This window comes from Streptomyces tauricus, from assembly GCF_014650955.1.
In the GTDB taxonomy this organism is placed as follows: domain Bacteria; phylum Actinomycetota; class Actinomycetes; order Streptomycetales; family Streptomycetaceae; genus Streptomyces; species Streptomyces tauricus.
On the sequence record NZ_BMVY01000006.1, the window covers coordinates 64,333 to 85,867 of the forward strand.

26 protein-coding genes are annotated in these 21,535 nt (G+C 70.0%); 21 read left to right on the forward strand and 5 right to left on the reverse strand.

The features are described 5' to 3' along the window. The first annotated feature begins 318 nt into the window (after positions 1–318). The 5 genes from IE278_RS12415 (at position 319) to IE278_RS12430 (ending at position 3,205) form a co-directional block, all read left to right on the forward strand. Positions 319–1,080 (forward strand): LmeA family phospholipid-binding protein, encoded by a 762-nt coding sequence (locus tag IE278_RS12415; protein ID WP_189771653.1) that lies wholly within the window; start codon positions 319–321, stop codon positions 1,078–1,080. A 293-nt stretch (positions 1,081–1,373) separates the two neighbouring features. Then, positions 1,374–1,454: an Ms5788A family Cys-rich leader peptide gene (locus IE278_RS43170; protein WP_356537092.1), complete on the forward strand. Its 81-nt coding sequence runs from the start codon at positions 1,374–1,376 to the stop codon at positions 1,452–1,454. 163 nt (positions 1,455–1,617) lie between these two features. Further along, a complete protein-coding gene (locus IE278_RS12420) occupies positions 1,618–2,463 on the forward strand; it encodes a sulfurtransferase (protein ID WP_189771655.1) in 846 nt (281 codons plus the stop codon). Between the two features lie 38 nt (positions 2,464–2,501). Further along, positions 2,502–2,789: a DUF1416 domain-containing protein gene (locus tag IE278_RS12425; protein WP_033324392.1), complete on the forward strand. Its 288-nt coding sequence runs from the start codon at positions 2,502–2,504 to the stop codon at positions 2,787–2,789. Positions 2,790–2,944: 155 nt separating this feature from the next. Next, complete coding sequence (locus IE278_RS12430; RefSeq protein WP_189771657.1) at positions 2,945–3,205, forward strand: DUF3099 domain-containing protein; 261 nt, start codon at positions 2,945–2,947, stop codon at positions 3,203–3,205. Positions 3,206–3,211: 6 nt separating this feature from the next. On the opposite strand, the gene IE278_RS12435 is transcribed toward IE278_RS12430, so the two are convergent. Next, the gene (locus tag IE278_RS12435; RefSeq protein ID WP_107015259.1) at positions 3,212–3,574 is read right to left on the reverse strand and encodes a DsrE family protein; all 363 of its coding nucleotides are present in this window, start codon (positions 3,572–3,574) and stop codon (positions 3,212–3,214) included. 200 nt (positions 3,575–3,774) lie between these two features. On the opposite strand from IE278_RS12435, the gene IE278_RS12440 reads away from it, so the two are divergent. The 6 genes from IE278_RS12440 to ygfZ all read left to right on the forward strand — a co-directional run bounded on the left by IE278_RS12440 (position 3,775) and on the right by ygfZ (position 8,835). Further along, complete coding sequence (locus IE278_RS12440; RefSeq protein WP_246570274.1) at positions 3,775–4,509, forward strand: hypothetical protein; 735 nt, start codon at positions 3,775–3,777, stop codon at positions 4,507–4,509. A gap of 242 nt (positions 4,510–4,751) precedes the next feature. Continuing rightward, on the forward strand, positions 4,752–5,636 hold the full coding sequence (locus IE278_RS12445; protein WP_246570275.1) for a hypothetical protein: 885 nt from the start codon (positions 4,752–4,754) through the stop codon (positions 5,634–5,636). Beyond that, complete coding sequence (locus IE278_RS12450; RefSeq protein WP_189771659.1) at positions 5,633–6,484, forward strand: hypothetical protein; 852 nt, start codon at positions 5,633–5,635, stop codon at positions 6,482–6,484. Before IE278_RS12445 ends, IE278_RS12450 begins: the two co-directional genes overlap by 4 nt. Before the next feature lie 220 nt (positions 6,485–6,704). Then, positions 6,705–7,280 (forward strand): heme-binding beta-barrel domain-containing protein, encoded by a 576-nt coding sequence (locus IE278_RS12455; RefSeq protein WP_107015264.1) that lies wholly within the window; start codon positions 6,705–6,707, stop codon positions 7,278–7,280. A 63-nt stretch (positions 7,281–7,343) separates the two neighbouring features. Continuing rightward, positions 7,344–7,826 (forward strand): Fur family transcriptional regulator, encoded by a 483-nt coding sequence (locus IE278_RS12460; protein WP_189772004.1) that lies wholly within the window; start codon positions 7,344–7,346, stop codon positions 7,824–7,826. 34 nt (positions 7,827–7,860) lie between these two features. Further along, positions 7,861–8,835, forward strand: coding sequence for a CAF17-like 4Fe-4S cluster assembly/insertion protein YgfZ (ygfZ, locus tag IE278_RS12465; protein WP_189771661.1), 975 nt, complete (start codon positions 7,861–7,863; stop codon positions 8,833–8,835). 42 nt (positions 8,836–8,877) lie between these two features. Here ygfZ and dtd read toward each other — a convergent pair whose 3' ends face one another. Together dtd and IE278_RS42210 are read right to left on the reverse strand one after the other, a co-directional pair. Continuing rightward, positions 8,878–9,303 carry a D-aminoacyl-tRNA deacylase gene (dtd, locus tag IE278_RS12470; RefSeq protein WP_189771663.1) on the reverse strand — a complete coding sequence of 142 codons (426 nt, stop codon included), beginning with the start codon at positions 9,301–9,303 and terminating at the stop codon, positions 8,878–8,880. Positions 9,304–9,461: 158 nt separating this feature from the next. Continuing rightward, entirely contained in the window at positions 9,462–9,605 is a 144-nt protein-coding gene (locus IE278_RS42210) for a hypothetical protein (protein WP_246570276.1), read from the reverse strand. Positions 9,606–9,624: 19 nt separating this feature from the next. Here IE278_RS42210 and IE278_RS12475 point away from each other — a divergent pair, with 19 nt between their 5' ends. Next, the gene (locus IE278_RS12475; protein ID WP_246570277.1) at positions 9,625–10,158 is read left to right on the forward strand and encodes an RsiG family protein; all 534 of its coding nucleotides are present in this window, start codon (positions 9,625–9,627) and stop codon (positions 10,156–10,158) included. A 93-nt stretch (positions 10,159–10,251) separates the two neighbouring features. Further along, positions 10,252–11,514, forward strand: a complete 1,263-nt coding sequence (locus IE278_RS12480; RefSeq protein ID WP_189771665.1) for a GNAT family N-acetyltransferase — start codon at positions 10,252–10,254, stop codon at positions 11,512–11,514. A 245-nt stretch (positions 11,515–11,759) separates the two neighbouring features. Here IE278_RS12480 and IE278_RS12485 read toward each other — a convergent pair whose 3' ends face one another. After that, positions 11,760–11,945: a hypothetical protein gene (locus IE278_RS12485; RefSeq protein ID WP_189771666.1), complete on the reverse strand. Its 186-nt coding sequence runs from the start codon at positions 11,943–11,945 to the stop codon at positions 11,760–11,762. A gap of 265 nt (positions 11,946–12,210) precedes the next feature. On the opposite strand from IE278_RS12485, the gene IE278_RS12490 reads away from it, so the two are divergent. Continuing rightward, positions 12,211–13,062, forward strand: a complete 852-nt coding sequence (locus IE278_RS12490) for a winged helix-turn-helix domain-containing protein (protein WP_373311984.1) — start codon at positions 12,211–12,213, stop codon at positions 13,060–13,062. 105 nt (positions 13,063–13,167) lie between these two features. Here the strand turns inward: IE278_RS12490 and IE278_RS12495 are convergent, their stop codons facing one another. Next, entirely contained in the window at positions 13,168–13,356 is a 189-nt protein-coding gene (locus IE278_RS12495; protein ID WP_189771668.1) for a hypothetical protein, read from the reverse strand. 265 nt (positions 13,357–13,621) lie between these two features. On the opposite strand from IE278_RS12495, the gene IE278_RS12500 reads away from it, so the two are divergent. The 7 genes from IE278_RS12500 (at position 13,622) to IE278_RS12530 (ending at position 21,535) form a co-directional block, all read left to right on the forward strand. Further along, the gene (locus IE278_RS12500) at positions 13,622–14,500 is read left to right on the forward strand and encodes a GntR family transcriptional regulator (protein ID WP_189771669.1); all 879 of its coding nucleotides are present in this window, start codon (positions 13,622–13,624) and stop codon (positions 14,498–14,500) included. A 60-nt stretch (positions 14,501–14,560) separates the two neighbouring features. Beyond that, a complete protein-coding gene (locus IE278_RS12505; RefSeq protein WP_189771671.1) occupies positions 14,561–15,307 on the forward strand; it encodes an HAD family hydrolase in 747 nt (248 codons plus the stop codon). 262 nt (positions 15,308–15,569) lie between these two features. Further along, on the forward strand, positions 15,570–16,418 hold the full coding sequence (locus IE278_RS12510) for a winged helix-turn-helix domain-containing protein (protein WP_189771673.1): 849 nt from the start codon (positions 15,570–15,572) through the stop codon (positions 16,416–16,418). 164 nt (positions 16,419–16,582) lie between these two features. Beyond that, a complete protein-coding gene (locus IE278_RS12515) occupies positions 16,583–17,767 on the forward strand; it encodes an aminoglycoside phosphotransferase family protein (protein WP_246570278.1) in 1,185 nt (394 codons plus the stop codon). 55 nt (positions 17,768–17,822) lie between these two features. Then, the gene (locus IE278_RS12520) at positions 17,823–18,677 is read left to right on the forward strand and encodes an HAD family hydrolase (RefSeq protein ID WP_189771677.1); all 855 of its coding nucleotides are present in this window, start codon (positions 17,823–17,825) and stop codon (positions 18,675–18,677) included. Between the two features lie 90 nt (positions 18,678–18,767). Then, a complete protein-coding gene (locus IE278_RS12525) occupies positions 18,768–19,379 on the forward strand; it encodes a TetR/AcrR family transcriptional regulator (protein WP_246570299.1) in 612 nt (203 codons plus the stop codon). A gap of 41 nt (positions 19,380–19,420) precedes the next feature. Next, entirely contained in the window at positions 19,421–21,535 is a 2,115-nt protein-coding gene (locus IE278_RS12530) for a HelD family protein (protein WP_189771681.1), read from the forward strand.

The window sequence follows — 21,535 nt, forward strand, 5'->3', positions numbered from 1 at the left end:
GCCCCCGCCGCCCCTACCCGTTCCCATCCACGCATGGGGGCTGCGCCCCCTCGCCCCCCTGATCGCGCTGCGCGCTCGTCCTCAAACGCCGGACGGGCTAGCAGTCAGCCCCTCCGGCGTTTGAGGAGCGGGGGTTCGGGGGCGGAGCCCCCGAGAACGGGACGGGAACGGGTAGGGGCGGCGGGGGCGGAAATCCGGTCCGGCGTGCTCGGGGCCTGTCACAGGTGATCGACAACAGAACCGTCCCCCGGCCGGAGGCACCCGCCCGGGGTTACCCTCGCGCACAGAAGACCGCCAAGGTGGGGGAACACGGAGACAATGCGAGCACTACGAATACTTCTGATCGTGACCATCGTCCTCGGCGGCCTCTTCGTCATCGCCGACCGCGTAGCAGTCGGCTTCGCCGAGGACGAGGCGGCGGACCGCCTGAAGACCAACGAGGGCCTCTCCACCACCCCGGACGTCTCGATCAAGGGCTTCCCCTTCCTCACCCAGGTGGTGGGCGGCGAACTGGACGAGGTCCAGGTCGGCATCAAGAACTACGACGCCGACACGAGCGGCGCGGCGAGCGGCGGCACGAACGCCGACCTGCCTGCCAAGATCCGCATCGAGAACCTCACCGCCCAGATGCGCGGCGTCGCGTTCTCCGGCGACTACAGCTCCGCGAAGGCGGCCACCGCCACCGGCACGGCCACGATCTCGTACGCCGAGCTGCTCAAGGCGGCCAAGGCCGAGCCCGTGGACGTCGCGACCGGCGTCACCGCCCAGGTGGTCGGCCTCTCCGACGGCGGCAACGGCAAGATCAAGGTCGAGGTGGAGGCCACCGTGCTCGGCACGAAGCTGCCCCGCCCGGTCTCCGTGCTCAGCTCGGTCAGCGTCAAGGGCGACAGCGTCGTCGTGAACGCGGACTCCCTCCCCAACCTGGGCGTGCAGCTCGCCGAGGACAAGGTCCGTCTGATCACCGACTTCCAGCAGAAGATCGACGGTCTGCCGGGCGGCATCAAGCTCGACAAGGTCGAGGCGGCCCCCAAGGGCGTCGACATCGACGTCAAGGGTTCGGACGTCAGCCTCGTCGGGTAGTAGCCAGGACGGCCGCCGCACCCGAGCCGTAGCCAGTGCCGTCAGCCATTGCTGTCAGGCAGTCCGGTCGTGCAGTCCCGTAGTCCAGCGCCGTCCACCGTCCGAAAGGCGAGACGGACCTGTCCGCACAGTAGATCCGTGGGCGGCGGGACACGGGCCGCACAAGCCGTGCGGGCCCGGAGGGCGTGCGAGGGCAGGCCGCGCGCCCCTCGCATCCCACATCGCGGACGATCGCGTCTCAGCATGCGACACGCCGGTGACATGTCCGGCTTTCCGTCCCTACGATCGACGGCATGACGCAACAGGCGGACCTCACGAAGCGGCGGGCAGTAGACCTGTGCCGCGTCGCCGCCATGCTCTGTCGCACCTTCTGAGCGGAAGCCTTCGTCCTTCCGCGAGCCGGGCCCTTCGACCTCTCTTGTCGGGGCCGCCCCCGCGCCGCGTACGCCCGAGTGGTCATGACCGCCGAGCGCGTACCGCAGCCGCACCCCTCACTGACGCACAGCCCCGCCGTAACTGCCCCGGAGGAGAACGAGCATGAGCCGCAGTGACGTCCTGGTAGACGCCGACTGGGTCCAGGAGCACCTGGACGACCCGAACGTGGCCGTCGTCGAGGTCGACGAGGACACGTCCGCGTACGAGAAGAACCACATCAGGAACGCCATCCGGATCGACTGGACCAAGGACCTCCAGGACCCGGTCCGCCGTGACTTCATCGACCAGGAGGGCTTCGAGAAGCTCCTCTCCGGCAAGGGCATCGCGAACGACACCCTGGTCGTCCTCTACGGCGGCAACAACAACTGGTTCGCGTCCTACGCCTACTGGTACTTCAAGCTCTACGGCCACGAGAACGTGAAGCTCCTCGACGGCGGCCGCAAGAAGTGGGAGCTCGACTCCCGCGACCTGGTCGACGGCTCGCAGGTCCCCGAGCGTGCCACGACCGAGTACAAGGCCAAGCCGCAGAACAAGGCGATCCGCGCCTTCCGTGACGACGTAGTCGCCGCGATCGGCCAGCAGAACATCGTCGACGTCCGGTCGCCCGACGAGTTCTCCGGCAAGCTGCTCGCCCCCGCGCACCTGCCGCAGGAGCAGTCGCAGCGCCCCGGCCACGTGCCGTCCTCGCGTAACATCCCGTGGTCGAAGAACGCCAACGACGACGGCACCTTCAAGTCGGACGACGAGCTCAAGGCCCTCTACGAGGACGAGCAGGTCGACCTGTCGAAGGACACCATCGCCCTGTGCCGCATCGGTGAGCGTTCCGCGCTCACCTGGTTCGTGCTGCACGAGCTGCTCGGCGTGGAGAACGTCAAGAACTACGACGGCTCGTGGACCGAGTACGGCTCCCTCGTCGGCGTGCCGATCGAGCTCGGCGCCAACAAGTAACCCTCCAGGCCACCAGGACTCAAGGACGGAAAAGAAACATGTGTGGAGCGAAGGCCGGCGGCCCCGACGCCTCGACGATCAAGCCCGGTGAGACCACCATCCAGGGTCAGGTGACCAAGGACGGCGAGCCGGTGGTGGGCTACGTCCGCCTGCTGGACTCGACGGGCGAGTTCACCGCCGAGGTCCCGACCTCGGCGACCGGACAGTTCCGGTTCTACGCGGCCGAGGGCACCTGGACCGTTCGCGCCCTCGTTCCGGGCGGCACGGCCGACCGTACGGTCGTCGCCCAGACGGGCGGCCTGGCCGAGGTGGCCATCGCCGTCTGAACCAGGTGAACCGTCCGGCGGTTCGCACCGTATGAACGGCCGAAGGGCCGCACCCCCGGGGGTTGGACGCTTTCCGGTACGGGGTGTGGCCCTTCGGCTTGCCCGGAACCGGCCTGCCCCGGACGGCTTGCCCGGAACCGGCTTACGCTGGACCTATGTATGCGCGAAGGCGGCACGTCTACTTCGCCATGATGGGGACGTGCATCGGGCTGTTCGTACTGGCCTGGGGAGTCGTACGGCTCTGGTCGGTCCCCGTGGCCGTCGGCATGTGCGTCGTGGCGATGGTGATCCCACCGCTCGCGGCGATGACGGCCAACCGGCGGGGCCCCGACGACCGCTGGTGGGACGACCCGTCGGGCGACCACAAGTCCGACGAGTGGTGGGACGAGCTGGACGGCAGGAAACGCCGCCGCTAGCCGACGCTAGTAGACGAGCGCCTGCGTGTCGTCCGCCAGGGCCTCCTGCACGAAGACCTGCGCGCCCGCGATCCGTACGCCGTCGATGACGTCCTTCTCGGAGATGTCGCGGCGGGCCGCGCACTGCGTGCAGAGGGTGAGACGGCCGCCGGCCACGATCGAGTCGAGCAGGTCGGGCAGCGGGGCCGCGTGCGGGAGCTCGAACTCGGCGGCGCGGCCGGGCAGCGCGAACCACGCGGACTCCCCGGTGAGCCAGAGCGAGACGTCCACCCCGCTGGCCACGGCGACCGCCGCCACCGTGAAGGCCTGCGAGCAGCGTTCGGGGGCGTCGGCCCCCGCCGTCACCTTGATCACGAGCTTCTTCGCCATGGCCGAATCGTAATCAACTCCCTTGCAACCCAATGCATTGGCCACGGGTCTCCTGTGCGCGCGGATACGGAATCCGCGTTTCTCGTTCTGTGGGGGACGACGTCTTGGAAGTACCAGAAAGACCCGAAACACCTGAGACACCCGAAGCACCTGAAGCACCTGAAGCACCTGAAGCACCTGAGGTGACGGAGCCGGTTCCTGTGGCGGTTCCTGAGGCCGCGCGTGTGCGCCGGCGCGGACGTACGACGTTCCTGATCGCCGCGGCCGCCGTGCTCGGCACGGTCGCCGGTACCTGCGTCGGCTACCTGGTCCAGGCCGACCGCGAGCCCACGAAGCTGCCGTCGCTCTCGCAGCCGGTCGTCGCGCAGGCCAAGGGCAAGGGCCCCGAGCCGCTGTCGGCCGCGCAGGACCGCAAGGTGAAGTTCGAGGGCGACCTGCGCAGGCTGCTGGTCGAGCGGCCGAAGGGGGCCGGGGACGGCGCCTACGCGACCGACGACGAGGGCGAATGGATGTCGCTCGCCGAGTACGCGGACTGGTACACCAAGCCTGACACCGCCTTCCGCGATCTCGTCGGCGACGAGTTCCGGCGGGCGGCCGTCACCACGTGGAGCGAGAGCGGCACCCGCGACGTCGAGGTCCGGCTGGTGCAGTACCGCCAGGAGGAGCAGGTCGCCGCGGCCGGCTACGCCGAGAGCGGGTACTACTGGGCCGACGATCTGGGCGCCAACCACAGCTGGTCGATTCCCGGTACGGGGGACGGCATGGCGTACGTCCATGACGAGCCCCAGCGGAAGGCGGGCTACCAGCCGCTGTACTCGGCCCAGGCGCACGCCTGGCGCGGTGACATCGCCATGGAGATCTGGATCTACGACACGAAGCCGGTCCCCAAGAAGACGATCATGGATCTGGCCGAGCGGCAGATGGAGCGCCTGTGAACGACCACCCCGCCAGACCGGACGCCACCCCGCCGGCCGAGACCACGGGCGCACCTGATCCCGCGACCGCGCCTGAGTCCGGCCCCGAGGCCGCGTCTGGGGCTGGCCCCGAGGCCGCACCCGAGGCCGCACCCGAGGCTGGCCCCGAGGCTGGGTCGGAGGCAGCGCCCGCGGCTGGCCCCGAGGCCACGGCGGAGGCCGCGCCCGAGGCTGGGCCTGAAGCCGCGCCCGCGCCTGGCCTTATGGCCGGGGCCGAGGCCGCGCCCGAGCCTCGCCCCGAGGTCGCGCCCGAGTCTCGCCCCGAGGCCGCGGCCGAGGCCGGAGTCGCGCCCGAGGGCGGGCCCGACGGCGTGGCCGTAGCAGCGCCCCGGCGGCGGGTGCGGCGAGGGCGCGTACTCGCCGGTGTCGCCTGTGGGGCGTTGCTCCTCGGTGTGGTCGGGGGCGTTGCGTACACCGTCGTGGCCGTTGAGCGGGCCGATCGGGACGCCGGTGCTCCTGTGTGGCGTTTTCCGAAGGAGGGCGCGGACGTGGCCGTGGACGGTGACAAGGCCGGCCTCGCCGGTCTGCTCGTGCCCTACGAGACCGACCCGAACACCGACGGCTTCACCCGGGGCCCCGACATCGAGGAGTTCGGCTCCGACTCCGAGTTCAGCGGCCGGCAGGCCACCGAACTGCGCAAGGAGTCGGTCCGCGACCTGCCCCGCTCCCAGCGGCTGCGGCTGGAGAAGCAGATCGACAAGCAGCACATCCAGGGCATGGCGATGCGCAGCTACGTCAGCCCGCCCGACAGCCTCGGCTACGACGGCAAGGTCTTCACGGTCGACGTCGTGCTGTCCCAGATGGACAAGAAGGCCGTGCGCGACATCGCCACCTTCCAGAGCGAGTTCCTCAACGCCCTGGAGATCTTCCGCAAGGGCCCGAAGATCGAGGGCCACAAGAACGCCCAGTGCTTCCTGCCGCCGAAGGACGCCGACGAGAAGCTCGACCTGATGGTCTGCTCCGCCTACAAGGGCGACGTGAGGGTCAGCGCCACCGCGTACGGGGCCAAGCCACTGGACACCAAGGGGGTCGCGGTGTTCCTGCGTGAACAGCTCGACCGCATCGCCGAGCCGGGGGAAGCGGTATGACCGAGCTGATCGAACACCCCGTCTCCCCGCCGCCCCTGCCCGAGGCGCCGCCTTCTCCGCCGGAGGCGCAGCCCAAGGCGAAGAAGGACCGCCGCGTGCTGCGCGCGGCCCTGCGCTGGACCGCCGCCGTCGTGGTCTTCGCGGCGCTCGGTACGGCGTCCGCGTACGGCGTCACGCGGCTGGACCGCACCGACGTACCCGGCCTGGCGACCGCGTCGGACGGGCGCTGGGACTACCCGCGGATCACCCGGCCGCCGCTGCCCGAAGGCAGCCCCGGCCCCGACGACCGGTCGAACAGGGCCGGCGCCCACCACGCCGACCTGCGCGAACTCGTCCTCCCCACGCCGAAGGGCGCCAAGGCCGACACGGCGCTGCGCGGCGAGGACGGCTGGCTCCCCACGAAGACCTTCCTGGCGGAGTACGTCAAGGGCGACCGGGAGCCCTTCGGACAGCTGCTCACCGACTACGGCCTGCGGCACATCGCCGCCCGCGGCTGGACCACGCCGGACGGCACGCACACCCGGATCTACCTGCTGCAGTTCTCCACGGCGGCCGTCGTGGACGAACTGCTCGTCGGCGAACTCATCTCGTACGACACCCTGCGGTACGAGTTGCGCGGGAGCCCGGAGATGTCCGGCGAGGGCGACGGGTTCCCGATGGTCTCCGAGGTCGACGGCGTCGAACGCGTCATCGGTGACGAGGCGAAGCCCTACGGAGCCGAGCACGTGCGACAGGCGTACCTGGGGGCGGCCGACACCGTCGCCGTGGTCGTGCAGTCCCGCAAGGGCACCGCGAAGAAGGTCCCGTTCCAGCAGACCGTGGTCCTGCAGAGCCAGCTCCTGGGCTGACCGGCGGACCTCGGAGAGAGAGCCGGTCCCCGCCCGTCTAGAGTGGGGACCGGCTCTGTACTGCCCACCACCGCGTCACCCGAGGAGCACCCCGTGCTTGAGTACTTCTTCGAAGCTCTGCTGATCCTGGTCTGTGTCGGCGTGCTCGCCTTTACCGGGCTCGCCGTGAAGAAGCTGTACCAGGGCCAGCGCTGACCCCCATCAAGGAACTGCCGACCTCATGATCGAGATCCCGTCCGACCTGCACAAGGACCTCGTCCCCCTCGTCTTCCTGCTCGGTGAGTGGACCGGCGCGGGCGTTCACGACTTCCCCGGCGCCGAGAAGTGCAACTTCGGCCAGGAGGTCAGCTTCACCCACGACGGCCGGGACTTCCTCGAATACCACTCGCACACCTGGGTCCTCGACTCCGAGGGCAACAAGGTGCGCCCGCTGGAGTCCGAGTCGGGCTTCTGGCGTATCGACAAGGACCGCAAGGTCGAGGTCGTGATGGTCCGCGACGACGGTGTGGTGGAGATCTGGTACGGCGACCTGGCCGCCAAGAAGCCGCAGATCGACCTGGTCACGGACGCGGTGGCGCGTACGGCGGCCTCGGGCCCGTACAACGGCGGCAAGCGCCTGTACGGCTATGTGAAGAGCGACCTCATGTGGGTCGGCGAGAAGCAGACCCCCGAGGTCCCGCTCCGCCCATACATGTCGGCGCAGCTCAAGAAGGTCGTCAGCCCCGACGACGTCGAGCGCTGGGCGAAGGCCCTCCCGGACGACATGCCGGACGACGGCATCGCCTTCTTCAAGTAGTCCTACACTTCCCGTGTGGTGAGCACAGGAAGCAGCACCGAAGGCACAGGCGCGGGTACCGGCGTGGGTACGGGCACCGGCGCCGACTGGAAGAGCGATCTGCGGCAGCGTGGCTATCGGCTCACGCCCCAGCGGCAGCTCGTGCTCGAAGCGGTGGACACCCTGGAGCACGCGACTCCCGACGACATCCTCGTGGAAGTGCGGAAGACGGCGTCGGGGGTCAACATCTCCACGGTGTACCGGACCCTTGAGCTCCTGGAGGAGCTCAAGCTGGTCTCGCACGCGCATCTGGGGCACGGCGCGCCCACGTACCACCTCGCGGACCGGCACCATCACATCCATCTGGTCTGCCGCGACTGCACGAACGTCATCGAGGCGGACATCGAGGTCGCCGCCGACTTCACGGCCAAGCTGCGCGACACCTTCGGCTTCGTCACCGACATGAAGCACTTCGCGATCTTCGGCCGCTGCGAGGAGTGCGCGGCGAAGCCCGGCACAGGCACTGACACCGACCATGGCGCCGGAACCGGCACCGCCGGGAAATAAAATCGGCTACCACTCGGTCGTAGGCTGTGTGGATATGAAGAGCCCTCTGCTGTCCCTGCCCGGTGCCGTTCCCGCCGAGGGAGTGGACGAAGGCGTAGCCGCCCATTACGGCGACCTGTTCCGCGAGCAGCGTGCCCTCGCCGACGGCACCGGTTTCGTGGATCTCTCGCACCGCGGGGTGGTCGCCGTCACCGGTTCGGACCGGCTCAGCTGGCTGCACCTGCTGCTCACCCAGCACGTCAGCGACCTGCCGGCCGGTCAGGCCACCGAGGCGCTGATCCTCTCCGCGAACGGTCATGTCGAGCACGCCCTGTATCTCGTCGACGACGGCACGACGACCTGGGCGCACGTCGAGCCCGGCACGCAGGACGCCCTGATCGCGTACCTGGAGTCGATGAAGTTCTTCTACCGGGTCGAGGTCGCCGACCGGACCGGTGATCTCGCGGTCGTGCATCTGCCGGCCGGTTCCATCGCCGAGGTCCCCGAGGGTGTCGTCGTCCGCGAGACGTCGTACGGGCGGGATCTGTTCCTCCCGCGCGCGGACCTGGAGGCCTTCGCGCGGGACGCCGAGAAGCACGGTCCTGCGGTCGGGCTCCTCGGGTACGAGGCCCTGCGCGTCGAGCAGCACCGGCCGCGGCTCGGTTTCGAGACCGACCACCGTACGATCCCGCACGAGCTGGGCTGGATCGGCAGCGCGGTGCATCTGCAGAAGGGCTGCTACCGCGGCCAGGAGACCGTCGCCCGCGTCCAGAACCTGGGCAAGCCGCCGCGCAGGCTCGTCTTCCTGCACCTGGACGGCAGCGAGGTCCATCTGCCGCCGCACGGCACGGAGCTGCGCCTCGCGGACGAGGGCGCGGAGGGCCGCAAGATCGGCTTCATCACGACATCCGTACGCCATCACGAGCTGGGCCCGATCGCCCTGGCCCTCGTCAAGCGGAACGTACCCCTGGACGCCCGGCTGACGGCCGACGCGACGGCCGCCGCCCAGGAGGTCGTGGTCGAGCCGTAGGGCCCGCGGCGGGCCCTGGACGAGCGCGCCGGAGTCCAGGGCTCACATGTCGATCAGTACGGTGAACGGGCCGTCGTTCGTCAGGGAGACGCGCATCTGCGCGCCGAACCTGCCCGTGGCCACCGTCGCGCCCAGCGACCGGAGTTGGGCCACGACCTCGTCCACGAGGGGCTCGGCCACCTCGCCGGGGGCCGCCGCGTTCCAGGTGGGACGGCGGCCCTTGCGGGCGTCCCCGTAGAGGGTGAACTGGCTGATGACGAGGAGCGGCGCGTCGATGTCGGAGCACGACTTCTCGTCGGCCAGCATCCGTACGGACCAGAGTTTGCGGGCCAGTTGGGCCGCTTTCTCCTTCGTGTCCTCGTGGGTCACCCCGACGAGGACGCACAGTCCCTCGCCGTCGATCTCCCCGACCGTCTCACCGTTCACGACGACGCTCGCGCCGTCCACCCTCTGCACCACCGCACGCATGGGGTCCATCATGCCGTGCGCCCGGCCGACGTCGTGAAAGCCCCCGTACGCCCCGGTGCGACCTCCGTACGGGGTGTTTCTTATTGATCCTTAACCGGCCATCTGGGGCTGATCGGGGGCACTCGGTCACATAGCGGCCACTTGGGGTGGCACGATGCTCACACGCGCCGGTCGAGGGGACGGTTGAGGCACATGAGCACATCGAGTACGGGGCAGTCACCCGGGTTCGTCTCGCTGATCCGGGGGGAGCCGCCGTCGACGGGACCGTCGTCCTCGTCGGTCCAGGCGACGCGTCCGCCCACTCAGCGAACGGACAGTCCGATGCCGGAGCCCGCCCCCGAACTGGGCGTCCTGCTCCTGCCCGAACTGCGCGGCCTGCGCAGGGACGCGCAGCGGGACGAGGCCGATCTGAGTTACGTGAGGCGGCTGCTGCAGGGGCGGATCGACATCCTGCGGGCCGAGGTGGGACGGCGTAGGAAATCCCCCCGGGAGGGCCGGGACGACGGCCACGGCGCTCCTGCCGTCGGGGAGGCGTCGGTCGTCGCGCGGCTGTCGGAGATCCTGACGGACGGGCCCGCCAGACACCGCTCGTCGGCGCGGCACGTGACCGTGGGCACGCCGTACAGCGAGGAGTACCGGCTGCTGGCCGCCGAGATGCTCTCCGAGGTCGAGCTGTCCGACCTGGAGGCGCGTACGGATCTTGAGCTGAGCACTGCGATGGGGCGGCTCGTGGGGTACGAGCAGCAGGTCTCGCGGCGGCGGCAGCAGTTGCAGCGGACGGCCGACGACTGCAGCGCGGAGATCGCCCGCAGATACCGCGAGGGCGAGGCCCAGGTCGACGACCTGCTCTTGTAGTCGGCCCCGGACACCCGCCACCGGCCCCGGGCACCCGCTCCCCGGGGTACGAAATCGCACGACAGCTTCGCACCGTATGCCTAGCGTGGGCGCATGAGCCCGCGCCAGGACATCGACGTACGCCCCCTCCGTGACGACGGGATCCCGGAGTGGATCCGTGCGTTGAACACCGGGTTCCTTCGGCCGCCGAGTGTGTCGGAGGCCGAGATCGCGGACCGCTCCACCTACCTCGTGCCCGAGCGGACGCTGGGGGCCTTCGACGGTGAGCGGTGCGTGGGGACCTTCCGGTCGTTCGGGCAGGAGATCACGGCGGTGGGCGGTGCGGCCGTGCGGGCCGACGCGATCACGAACGTGACCGTGACCTCGACGCACCGCAGGCGGGGCATCCTCACGCGGATGATGGCCCGGGAACTCACCGCGGCCGAGGAGCGCGGGGACGTCGTGGCGACGCTGATCGCCGCCGAGTACCCGATCTACGGCCGGTACGGGTTCGGGGCGGCCACGACGGCAGCCGAGTGGACGATCGACGTCCCGCGGTCGGGGCTCGACCCCCGCCGGGCGGCCCCCGACGACGGCGGCCGTATCGACCTGGTGGACGGCGACGACGTACGCAAGACCGGGCCGGAGCTGTACGAGCGGTTCCGGCGGGCGCAGCCGGGCGCGACCGACCGGAGCGAACGGTGGTGGCGGATCGCCACCGGTGCGCTGGTACTGGACCGGGTCCCGTGGACCGAGCCCTTCCACGCCGTGTACCGCGGTGCGCGCGGAGAGGTCGAGGGGCTGCTCTCGTACACCGTGGACGACCGCTGGGGAGACGCGAAGCAGCCGCTCCAGACCGCGAAGGTCACCGACCTGATCGCCGTCACACCGGCCGCCGAACGCGCCCTGTGGCGGTACGTGTGCTCGATCGACTGGGTCACGCGGGTCAGGACGGGGTGGCGGGCACCGGACGACCTGCTGCCGCATCTGCTGCCGGACCCGCGCGCGGCGGCGATCACCTCGCAGGCCGACTGGCTGTGGCTACGGATCCTGGACGTCGTGGCGGCCCTGGAGGCACGGACGTACGGGGCGGCCGGCGCCCTCGTCCTGGAGGTGACCGACGGACAGGGGCAGGGGTCGGCCGGGGGCCGGTACCGGCTGGACGCCTCGCCCGAGGGCGGCAGCTGTGTCCGGACCACCGAGGCCGCCGAACTGACGCTGGGTGTCGGTGAGTTGAGCGAACTGTGGCTGGGGGGCGAGTCCGCGGTGCGGCTCGTGGCGCTGGGCCGGGTCCGGGAAGAACGAGCGGGCGCCGCCCTGGTGGCCGACGCCCTGCTGCGTACGTCCAGGCGACCGTGGTGCCCGGACATCTTCTGATTTCCTTCCCTGTTCCCTCCTCCGTTCCGGCTCCCTGTTCTCTGCCTGTCCTCCGTTCGCTGTTTTCCGAGCTCTGCTCACTGCTCTGTCCGTGCTGTTCATCCGTAGCGATTCAGTTGTTGTGCCGTTGAACTGCCGTGCTCCGCGGGCGGTGCGGCTGTCCGCGGTGGTGCGGGCCGACCGGGCTCCCGGCTCCCCTCCGGAAGGGAACCCGGTCGGCCGGACTGCCGGGCGGTGAGGCCCGGTCAGCCGGACTGGGCGAGCAGCATCACGAGGATCACTGCCCCGATGCCGCCGATCATTGAGTTCTTGGCCTTGATACCGACAGCGAGGGCGACGAAGGCGATGACGCCCATCACTCCGTACTTCATCTGGAGCAGCTGCTCCAGACCGATGGCGAGGGCGGCGACGACGATGGCGATGAGCGGCATGCGGTCCCTCCTTCGGGACGGGGAGGCGGACCCCCGCTGGGACCGTCCACCCTGGTCGCCTGCTGCGACTCTGGCGGCCAACCCCCCGGAAGCCTGACCATGTTGCTCAAGTTGGTGACCAACTTAAATAAAGTTATCTCCACTTGGATGCGTCTCATAACCACCTTCTCGGTAACTGCCCAAAGATGGCGCGAAGTTGTAGTGTTTGGCCGTGGACCCGGAACGCGTCGCCGTCAACGGGCGGAAGAGGGCACAACGGCCGCAGATGTCACACCGTGAGGTGGCCGACGAGCTGCGCAGCAGGATCTTGTCGGGTGAGCTGCGGGCGGGAGAACGCATGCCCACCCAGGCCAGACTGGCCGACGAGTTCGGAGTCGAGCGCGGGACCGTGCGGCAGGCGCTGCGCATCCTGCAGTCGGAGAACCTGCTGTCCAACGTCTCCAAGGGGAGTCCGGCGACCGTCGCCGAGGGCGTGGAGAAGGCTCTGACCGGGCCGGCGGCTCCACCGCAGACCACCATGGTGGCACTGTCCTCACGCATCACGGCCGCCTTCTCGGCGCCCCACGTGGAGATCGACGCCCTGTGTCTGACGGCCGTCTCGCTCACTCTCGCGATGGGCGAACCGCTGCGCCTCATCCACGAGGGCCGATTAAAACCGGCCAGGATCGACGTCCGCGTACTCCTGCCGTCCCGGGACATCGATCTGGCCTTCCCGGCGGCGGTGGACGCGACGGAGGACGGCGAGCGGGTGCGGCGGCGGTGGCTGGCCCAGCGCAACGCCCAGGGCCAGGTCCTGAAGCACAACCTGCTGGCGTTACGGGGGACGCACGGCATCGACGTACACATCACGTTCAGGGCCCTGCCGTTCACCCCGCCGGTGAAGTTGTACCTGCTCAACGAGGCGGAGGCGCTCTTCGCGTACTACACGCTGGCGCGGCGGGGCGCGGAGTTCGACAGCGAGTACCTGGAGACGTACGACGCCGAGGGGACCCAGTCGACGCTGTTCGCCTTCGAGCAGGGGGAGGGGCTGCGGGCCACGACGTTCGTGGAGCAGTCGCATCTGTGGTTCAACGCACTGTGGGAGACCATCAGCTCGGAGCTGGTGCTCACGGGCTGAGATCTCCCACGCGTGCGGTCGGGCGGTTCTTCGACGTACGGTTCTTCGTTCTGCGGTTTCTCGGCGTGCGGTTCCTTGTCGTGCGGAGCGGGCGGTTGTCGCAGGTCATAGGGCCGGGCCCGCGAACATCAGGGCCAGGACGACGGCCCCGATCGAGCTGCAGGTGGGACTCTTCAGCTTGAGGCCCACAGTGAGCAGCAGCAGTCCGACGGCTCCGCTGGGGCCGTACTGCCACTCGACGAACTGCTCGAATCCGACGACGAGGAGGGCGGAGAGTAGGGCGATGGCGGGCATGGTGGATCCTCCTTCGGGTCTTGCGGGAGCGTGCGGGACGAGTGCGATGGTGCTGTGGTGCGATGGAGAGCGCTGGTGCGCGAGTCGTGCTCCGGTGCCGGAGAGGCGCGGAGCCTTCCCATCTGCCAACTACTTGCGAGAGGAAGGAGAACTTCCGCCATCTTCACCAAGTTGGCAACCAACTATGATTAACTTATCCCCAGTTGGTACCTACTCACAAACAAGTTTCAAACAACTCCCCATAGATGGGCCAAAGTTGTAGCGTTTGGTCGTGACCCAGGAGAACGTGGCCGTGAACGGCAGCAGAAGGCTCTCGCCGCAGGAGATCGCCGACGTCCTGCGGGACCGCATACGCGCGGGCGACCTGCGCCCCGGCGACCGCCTGCCCACCCAGGCCGAACTGGCCGAGGAGTTCGGCGTGGAGCGCGGTACGGTCCGCCAGGCCCTGCGCGCACTCCAGGACGACGGTCTGCTCAGCAACGTCAGCAAGGGCAGCCCGCCCCGGATCGCCGAGGTCACCCACACCCGGGACGAACCCCAGCCGACGATGGTGGCTCTCGCGCCGCGGCTGGTGGACGCGTTCGCCGCGCCGCACGTGCGCATAGACGTCGTCTGTCACACGGCGGAGACCCTGATGCTGGCCATCGGCGACCCGGTCCGCCGCATCCACGAGGGCAGCCTGGCCCCCGAGTCGATCGACGTCCGCATCCTGGTGCCGTCCCGGGAGATCACCCTCGCCTTCCCCGTCTCCGTCGACGCGGACGGCGACGACGACCCGGTCCACCAGCGCTGGCTGGACATGCGCAACGCCCAGGGGCACGTCCTGCGGCACAACCTCCGCTCCCTGCGCTCCTCGCACGGCATCGACGTACGGGTCACGTTCCGCGCGCTGCCGTTCACCCCGCCGGTGAAGCTCTACCTGCTCAACGGGCAGGAGGCGCTGATCGGTTACTACGTCCTCACCCGGCGGGAGGAGCCGTACGAGAGCCAGACCCTGGAGATGTACGACGCCCTCGGCTCCGAGTCCCTCCTCTTCTCCTTCCTGACGCGGTCCGGGCAGCGCGACGCCGCGTTCGTGGAGGAGTCCCAGAAGTGGTTCGACGGACTGTGGGACACCATCACCACGGATCTCAAGCTCTCCTGAGGGCCAGAAAGCGGCGAACGCCCTCTGGGAAACGATCGCCGTGAAGCCGACACTCTCTGAGTGACATTCGAAACCGAACAGTTCGAGCTGGTGGCGGGCGAGGCCGAGAAGTTCCAGGAGCTGGTGGGACGGGCCAGGTGTGTCCTCTTCGACTTCGACGGGCCGATCTGCCGGCTGTTCGCGGGCCTCTCCGCGAAGGCCATCGCCACCGACCAGGCGGAATGGCTGGCCACGCGCGGGCTGGCCGGGGTGCTGACCGAGGGGGAGCGCAGCAGCCGTGACCCGCACTGGGTGCTCAGCGAGGTCGCCGGGCGCCACCGCGGCAGCGATCTGGTCGTCGAACTGGAGGAGTGGCTCACCCAGCAGGAGCTGAAGGCGGTGGACCGCGCGATGCCGACGGCGTACGCCGATCCGCTCATCCGCACCTGGCGCTCCATGGGCGCGCGGCTCGCCATCGTGACCAACAACTCGGACCGGGCGGTACGGGCCTATCTGGAAAGCCGTTATCTGGTGGGGTACTTCGCGCCCAACATCTACGGCCGCACCCGGGACCTGAGCCTCCTCAAGCCCCACCCCTACACGCTCAACCGTGCGCTGAGCGCGCTCGGGGCCGCGCCGGACACCACCCTGATGATCGGCGACACCCCGTCGGACCACGCCGCGGCCGTCAGCGCCGGTGTGCACTTCCTCGGCTACGCGCGTAACGAGGAGAAGGCCCAGCTGCTGCTGGACGCGGGCGTGCCCCGCTGGGGCATCGTGCGGTCGCTGGAGACGGTGTTGCGGGCGGTACGGGACGGTACGGCGTGAGGCGTGTCGTGGGTCCACCGTCCACCTCCTCGGCCTTCACCGGCTTTCGGGCGCTCTCGCCGCCCGGTCCATCAGCCCACCAATTGGGCTGATGGAAGTGAATTGGTTGTCCCCGGACCGGCTGATCGCTAATCACCAGGCCAACCGGCGTGCCGAATTGGTGAGAAGTGGTGTGTTGTCGGTGCCCGGGCGGTAGGTTCGGTGCGTGGATACCTCACGAACGGCGGATGACGGCGGAGGCGGAGAGTCCACGCAGGCGCGCGTGGAGAGAGTGCTCCGGGAACAGTTGGAGAACGGGACCTATCCGCTGCAGGCCCGGGTGCCCCCGCAACGGCAGCTGGCCGACGAGTTCGGGGTCAGCCGGGACACCGTCCAGCGGGCGCTGGCCCGGCTGACCGAGGACGGACTGATCGAGACCCGGCGGGGCAGCGGCACCCGGGTGATCAGGGTGCCGAACTCCCGCCCCCACCCCCCGCAGTCCCGGCGGCCGGGGTCCGCATCGCTCAAGCCGCTGATCGAACAGGCCTTCCAGCAGGCCGAAGTGTCGTTGGATGTGGCCACGCTCACCGCCGAGACCCTGCTGCGGCACCTCAGGAACCAGCACGAACTGATCGCCGACGAAGGGGCGAGCGCACCGGAGAGGCTACGGGTGCGCATGCTCCTGCCCTGGACGACGGAACGGCTCGCCTACCCCCGCGCCGTGCACGCCGAGGACCCCCGCATCTGGGAGCGCTGGCGCGCCATGGTCCGCGAGAACGGCAGACGGCTGGAAGAACTGAAGGCCGGCTTCCTCGGCCTGGGGGTGGAGACCAGCGTCGACATCCAGCACATTCCGATGACACCCCAGTTCAAGCTGTACGTGATCAATGACGAGCACATGCTGTTCGGGCCGTATTCGGTGCTGCGGCGCACGATCAAGGTCCCGCGCGAGGGCCGCCCCGACGAGGACGAGGCCGTCGACTCGCTGGATGTGCTGGGCCTCGGCGCGACCCTGTCGTACCACCGTCTGGAGGCGGACGACAGGACGCACGACTCCGTCTTCTTCAGCAGCATGAAGGACTGGTTCAGCTCGCACTGGGACCGTTGGCCGGAAGTTCCGCACACCGAATAGCGACGGATGGGACACCCACGGAAAAGTAGGTATCGCGCCATTCACCGACGGTGATCGGAGGCTGTCCAAATGGCGACACGAGGTGAAAGCAGTCACTCCAGTCACTATTCTTTGCGCGCATGTCCTCCCCTAAGCCCCGTGGAGCGCGCCAGTCACTGGTTCGCTTGTTCGCGGAGGCGCGCCGCAGTGGTCGCGACGGGCTGGTGGTTTCCGGCCACCACAACACCAATCGCATCGCCCACCTGCGACAGCCGCTCGCATTCCTGCTGGGAGCGGAGTCAGGGAAGGTCCTCGCCAAGTTCCGTACCCCCCTCCCGACCGTGGAGGTCGTACCGCGGATCTGGCGGCGCGAGTCGGAGGTGCTGCGGGCGGTCGCCGCGCATGTGGGTGAGGTCCCCCGCTGTCTGGCCGACTTCGACACCTGGTCGCTGCACGGCTATCTCGACGGGCGGGCGCTGGCCGACGAGAACCCCGCGGAACGGCTCGGCAGCGCACGGCTGCTGGAGCTCGCGGAGTTCTTCGCCCGCCTTGCCGGGGTGCCTGTGAGTGAGCTGCCCCCGCTGCCATTGGACTGGCCCGACGAAGGGGACAGCGCGGGTTTCCTCGCCTGGCTGGCCCGGTTCGCCGAGGAGGAGGTGCATCAGTCCAATCGGCCGCGTTTTGGACGGCTCTTCGACGCGGTGGGCATTCCGCTCGACGCGGTGGACCGCTTCATGAGGTCGGTGCCGAAGCTGACCGGCCGCCCGTTCTCCCTGCTCCACACGGACGTCCACCGGGCCAATGTGGTCGTCGTACAGGGGCCGGTACGGGATCCGGCGCCGGGGCCGGTATCCGGTCCGGTATCGGATCCGGAGGGTGGGCGTCTGGCGGTCATCGACTGGGAACTCGCCCTCTACGGGGATCCGCTGCACGATCTGGCCACCCACCTCGTGCGAATGAACTACGACAAGTCGGAACAGGACCTGATGACCCTCATGTGGACGGACGCCATGCGGCGGGCCGGCCACGAGGACATGACGGTCGGCATGGACGTGGACCTGCCCGTCTACCTCGGCTTCGAGTACGCGCAGTCGGTGTTCCCCGATGTGATGCGCGCGGCGCTGGCCCTGCCGGACCGGCCCGCCGAGGAGGACCTCGCCACGGCGGCCGGACGCGTGGGCCGGGCCCTGCGCAGGGCCCGGGAACCACTGGGCCTCACGGAGAAGGTGCCGGACATACGGGACGTGAGTGCGGCGCTCCGGGAGTGGCACGCCAAGGACCGGGCGGACGGGACGGACCCGGTGGACCCGGTGGTCCGGGTGGACGGGACCCCGTGGGCAGGGCAGGAGCCGTCGTCGACACGACGGTGAAGCGTTCGGCGCGACGGTGCGGTGACCGGCGCGATGGTGAAGCTAGGAGAGCGGTATGGCTGCCGACTTCGAAGGCCTCGTCGAGGAGGGGCTTGTTGAGGAAGGCCTCGCTGAGGAAGGCCTCGTCGAGGACAGGGACGCCGGGGCTGCTCGGAGACTGCTCGCGGACGCCCGTTGTGTGCTTTTCGACTTCGACGGGCCGATCTGCCGGCTGTTCCCCGAGAACCGGTCGAGGCCCGTCGCCGACGAACTCCGTGAGAAGACCGACGAGTTCGGGGCCGGCGACGTACTGACGGCGCAGGAGCGTGCCGACAAGGATCCGCACGTCGTGCTGAGGGCGGTGCACCGGGCGGGGCGGCACCGGGCCATGCCGGGCCTGCTGGAGACGCTCGAAGAGCTGGTGGTGACGGGTGAGGTGCGGGCCGCGCGGACGGCATGGCCCACACCGGACGCCGACACCCTGATCGACCTCCTGTCGCGGCGCCGCACCCGGCTGGCCGTGGTCACCAACAACTCCCCCCTGGCCGCCGAGGCGTACCTCGGCCAGGAGGGTCTGCTCCACCACTTCGCCGTCATCGAGGGCCGCACCGCCGACCCCGGCCGGATGAAGCCCGACCCCGATGTCGTGTTCCGCGCCCTGCGGGGCCTGCGGCTCCGCCCCGAGGACGCGGTGATGATCGGCGACACCGGTACGGACGTGGAGGCCGCTGGACGCGCCGGTGTGGGCTTCATCGGATACGGCCGGAACCCCGAGAAGCGGGGGCGATTGCGCGCGGCCGGGGCGGAGGCCGTACTCGGGTCGTACGCCCCCTTGCTCCAGCGGGCGGCGGTGGGGCGCGGGGCCGGTGCGGTGCCGGGTCTCAAGACCGGTTGTGTTCAAGGGGAGGGCGGGAGTCCGGAAGGTGCGTAGGCTCGGGGCATGGGCGAGACGGGTGCGTGGGGCGCGGCTGATGCGAGGGGTGCGTCCGGTGTGAGGGGCACGGTGGGCGCCGCGGGCGCCATGGGTCTGCGTGAGCGCAAGAAGCTGCGGATGTACCAGGACGTCTCCGACATCGCCATCTCGCTCTTCCTGGAAAAGGGGTTCGAGCAGGTCTCCGTCGCGGAGGTCGCCGCGGCGGCCGAGATCTCCAAACCGACCCTCTTCCGGTACTTCTCCTCCAAGGAGGACCTCGTCCTGCATCGGTTCGCCGATCATCAGGCCGAGGCCGCGCGGGTGGTCGGGGAGCGGGGGTCCGGGCAGTCCGCGGTCGACGCCCTGCGGCGGCACTTCCTGGCCGGGATCGAGCGGGGCGACCCCGTGACCGGGGTCAACGGCGATCCGCACGTTCTCGCCTTCCACCGGCTGCTGTACGGGACTCCGTCCCTGGTGGCCAGGCTGTACGAGTACCTGGAGCGTTCCGAGGCCGCGCTGGCCGCCGCGCTCGGCGGGGACCTGGAGGCGCGGCTCGCCGCCGGGCAGATCGTCGCCGTCCAGCGGATCCTCGCGATGGACAACTGGCGGCGGATCGCGGGGGGCGAGGACATCACGAAGGTGCGGCAGGACGCCGTCGTCTCGGCCGAGGCCGCCTTCGCGCGGCTGGCGGCGGGACTCCCAGCTTACGAGATGAAGTAAAGAATGTAACTCGGTTACGTTATTCGGGTACTCTTGCCCGAATGACGTCAGCCGACCCCGACCCCGACCTCGCCCTCGACCCCGATCGCACGCTCGTCGCCTCCCTCCGCCGCGAGCGCGGCTACCACGACCTCTGCCGTGCCGCCCTCGCCGCGATGGTCGACGGCGCCCAGGAACACGTCGTCACCGGAGAGGACGTGTCCGCGTCCGGCGCGGACGCCGAAGTGCTCGGGTACGCCCTCCGGAGCCGCGCGAAGGAGATGCGGGAACTGCCCGAAGGGCCCCTGTTCTTCGGCCGGTTGGACTTCCGGGCGGACCCCGCGGTCGGCGACCATGCCGGGCAGAGCTACCACATCGGGCGGCGCCGGATCAGCGAGCACCCCGCGGCTCCGCCCCTCGTCGTCGACTGGCGCGCCCCCGTCTCCCGCGCCTTCTACCAGGCGAGTACCCGCCGTCCACAGGGTGTGGGCGTACGGCGGCGGTTCGGCTGGGCGCCGGGCAGCCGGGGGGAGTCGGCCGACCTCACGGGCCTTGAGGACGAGCACCTCGGGGGCGAGGGACCTCATGCCCCCCGGTCGCAGGCCCTCCGGGCGGAGAGCCGCATCCTCGCCGGTGAGATCGAGCGCCCCCGGGTCGGCCCGATGCGGGACATCGCGGCGACCATCCAGCCGGACCAGGACGACCTCGTACGGGCCGATCTCGCCGAGTCCGTCTGCGTGCAGGGCGCGCCCGGCACCGGCAAGACGGCCGTCGGTCTGCACCGCGCCGCATACCTGCTCTACACCCATCCGCAGCGCATCCGGCGCGGCGGACTGCTGATCCTCGGGCCGAACCCCACCTTCCTCTCCTACATCTCGGAGGTGCTGCCCGCGCTCGGCGAGACCGGTGTGCGGCAGTCGACGATCGGGGACGAGATCGGCCGGCACCAGGTCAGGGGCGAGGACGACGAGAGCACCGCCGTCGTCAAGCACGACGCCCGCATGGCGGAGGTGCTGCGGCGCGCCCTGTACGCCCGCGTGGACCCGGCGGTGCCCGACGGCCTCGCCGTGCCCGACGGTTCGTACCGCTGGCGGGTGTCCGCCGGTACGCTCGCGCGGATCGTGGCGGGCGTGCGGGCCGAGGAACCGCCCTACGCCGTCGGACGTGAGCGCGTACGGACCCGGGTCGTGCGGCACGTACAGGCGCAGGCCGAACGGCGGGCCGGGCCCCAGAGCGGCGCGTGGCTGCAGAGGATGTCGCGGGCGCGGCCCGTCGGCGCGTACGTCGACTCCGTGTGGCCCAGGGTGAGGGCGGAGGAGGTCGTCGCGGAACTGCTCAGCGATCCGGACGCGCTGGCCGCCGCGGCGGACGGGGTGCTGGACGCGGACGAGCAGAAGGCGGTCCTGTGGGCCCGGCCGCCCCGGTCGTGGAAGTCCGCCCGCTGGTCCACGGCCGATCTGGTCCTGCTCGACGAGGTCGCGGGCCTGATCGAACACCCGGAGGGATACAGCCACTTGGTCATCGACGAGGCCCAGGACCTGTCGCCGATGGAGTGCCGGGCGATCGGACGGAGAGCCGCCTTCGGGTCGGTCACGGTCCTCGGCGACCTCGCCCAGGGGACCACGCCGTGGGCCGCGCGGGAGTGGGGCGAACTGCTCGCGCACCTGGGGAAGCCCGAGGCGTCGGTCGTGCCGTTGACCACCGGGTTCCGGGTGCCCGAGACGGTGATGGAACTGGCGAACCGGGTACTGGCCCGACTGGACGTAGGGGTGCCTCCGGGGCGGTCCCTGCGCAAGGACGGCGAACTGCGGATCCGTCCGACGGACCCCTCGGACGTGCTGCGGGAGACGGCGGAGTGCGTCCGCCGCGCGCTCACGTACGAGGGGTCCGTCGGGGTCGTCACCGCCGACTCGGACGTCGTACGGGTGCGGGAGGCGCTCGGCGCCGCCGGGATCGAGGCCGCCGACGTGGGCCGACTGGGCGCCCGTGTCGTCGTGTTGGGAGCCGGTGCCGCGAAAGGGCTCGAATACGACCACGTCGTGGCCGTGGAACCGGCCGCGATCGCGGCGGAGGGCGGTGCAGGTGAGGGGCGGGGGCTGCGCCGGCTGTACGTCGTGCTGACGCGGGCCGTGTCCCGGCTGGACGCCGTGCACGCGCGGCCGTTGCCGTTCGCGTGA